The organism is Pseudoalteromonas sp. NEC-BIFX-2020_015 (assembly GCF_012952265.1).
GTDB lineage: Bacteria > Pseudomonadota > Gammaproteobacteria > Enterobacterales > Alteromonadaceae > Pseudoalteromonas > Pseudoalteromonas neustonica.
On sequence record NZ_JABCJL010000070.1, the window covers coordinates 1 to 1,444 of the forward strand.

The 1,444-nt window shown below is 40.7% G+C and carries 1 protein-coding gene, 5 tRNA genes and 1 pseudogene; all 7 read left to right on the top strand.

Annotated elements, in window-relative coordinates:
• Nucleotides 1-151, top strand: a pseudogene (locus tag HH219_RS22235) (IS66 family transposase); the annotation flags it as partial.
• A gap of 146 nt (nt 152-297) precedes the next feature.
• Nucleotides 298-480, top strand: a complete 183-nt coding sequence (locus HH219_RS21550) for a hypothetical protein (RefSeq protein WP_169328591.1) — start codon at nt 298-300, stop codon at nt 478-480.
• Between the two features lie 129 nt (nt 481-609).
• Nucleotides 610-702, top strand: a tRNA-Ser gene (locus tag HH219_RS21555).
• A gap of 36 nt (nt 703-738) precedes the next feature.
• A tRNA-Arg gene (locus tag HH219_RS21560) sits at nt 739-815 on the top strand.
• A 46-nt stretch (nt 816-861) separates the two neighbouring features.
• Nucleotides 862-938, top strand: a tRNA-Arg gene (locus tag HH219_RS21565).
• Between the two features lie 68 nt (nt 939-1,006).
• Nucleotides 1,007-1,083, top strand: a tRNA-Arg gene (locus tag HH219_RS21570).
• A gap of 84 nt (nt 1,084-1,167) precedes the next feature.
• A tRNA-Arg gene (locus tag HH219_RS21575) sits at nt 1,168-1,244 on the top strand.
• Nucleotides 1,245-1,444: the final 200 nt, after the last annotated feature.

A 1,444-nucleotide genomic window follows, 5' to 3' on the forward strand; every position in this document is an offset into this window, starting at 1 on the left:
AGGCTGTTTTAGAAGTGACAATGGCGCTAAGATGTTTTTTGGGCTGCGTAGTTACTTATCAAGTTGTAAAAAGCAAGGGATCAGTGCGTCTACCGCATTAGCATTATTATTCAATGGCATGTTGCCCAGCATTTTTACCCCTCCTGAGTAGTTACAAAAAATATTCTTAAAAACACCTAAAATAGAGCAGGCAATGTTTTAAAGTTTAACTAAACTAAATGCAGTAAATAAGGCGGAAAGTGTGTGTTTTAATGTTATTAACACTAAAATACCGCATAGGTAAATGGACTTACTATAATGAAAGATAAAAAATCAGTAGATGCACTGGAACAATTTAGTACTGAAGAGCAAAGGCAGATTTATTATCGTGCCTGTATTGCTGAATTTCAGCAGCTAGGTTATCAAGATCAATATCTCGAACAATTAAATGATGAATTAGTGCATTTATTAGGGGTTTCAAAAGACCCAAATAAACTATAGATTGCTCAATCTTCAAACACAAATGATGGTTTTTTAGCTGTTATGGGTATTCTCTAACCATACAGTCACTTTAAACAAGAAAAGTGTTTGACATATTTTCTGAAATCTTTATTATACGCCCCACAAGACGGAGAGGTGGCCGAGTGGCCGAAGGCGCTCCCCTGCTAAGGGAGTATAGGGTTTGTAGCTCTATCGAGGGTTCGAATCCCTCCTTCTCCGCCATTTATTTTATAAATGGTTTCTTGTACAGTAAAGATTGGGTGCATAGCTCAGCTGGATAGAGTACTCGGCTACGAACCGAGCGGTCGGAGGTTCGAATCCTCCTGCGCCCACCACTCTTTACAAACTCTTCTTAGAGTATAAATAGGAAATATCAAAAGTGGGTGCATAGCTCAGCTGGATAGAGTACTCGGCTACGAACCGAGCGGTCGGAGGTTCGAATCCTCCTGCGCCCACCACTTTTGATACTTAGTTATTGCAAGCTAATTAATATGTCAGATAAGACATTAAAATCGAAATAGAATGTGGGTGCATAGCTCAGCTGGATAGAGTACTCGGCTACGAACCGAGCGGTCGGAGGTTCGAATCCTCCTGCGCCCACCACTTTCTATTTAAAGAATAACAACTTTTGAAATTCATTAGTTGACTGGGACAGTCAAATCAGACTATAAAATTACAATAGAATGTGGGTGCATAGCTCAGCTGGATAGAGTACTCGGCTACGAACCGAGCGGTCGGAGGTTCGAATCCTCCTGCGCCCACCACTTTCTATTACTACTTAAGCTAATAGAAATAAGCCGACGAAAGTCGGTTTTTTTATGCCTGAAATTCACGTTATTGTAGGAACAGGCTTTAGCCGTGAAATGTATTTGCAGTAGTTGTAGTGGTGCAGAAATTTAGAGCGCTCAGAGGTTCACTCTTGCAAGATACGTCCTGCGCCCACCACTTTCTATTACTACTTAAG

Bases quoted from the DNA above. Each gene is read 5' to 3' on its own strand.
- HH219_RS21550 (WP_169328591.1), top strand. From the start codon at position 298: ATGAAAGATAAAAAATCAGTAGATGCACTGGAACAATTTAGTACTGAA.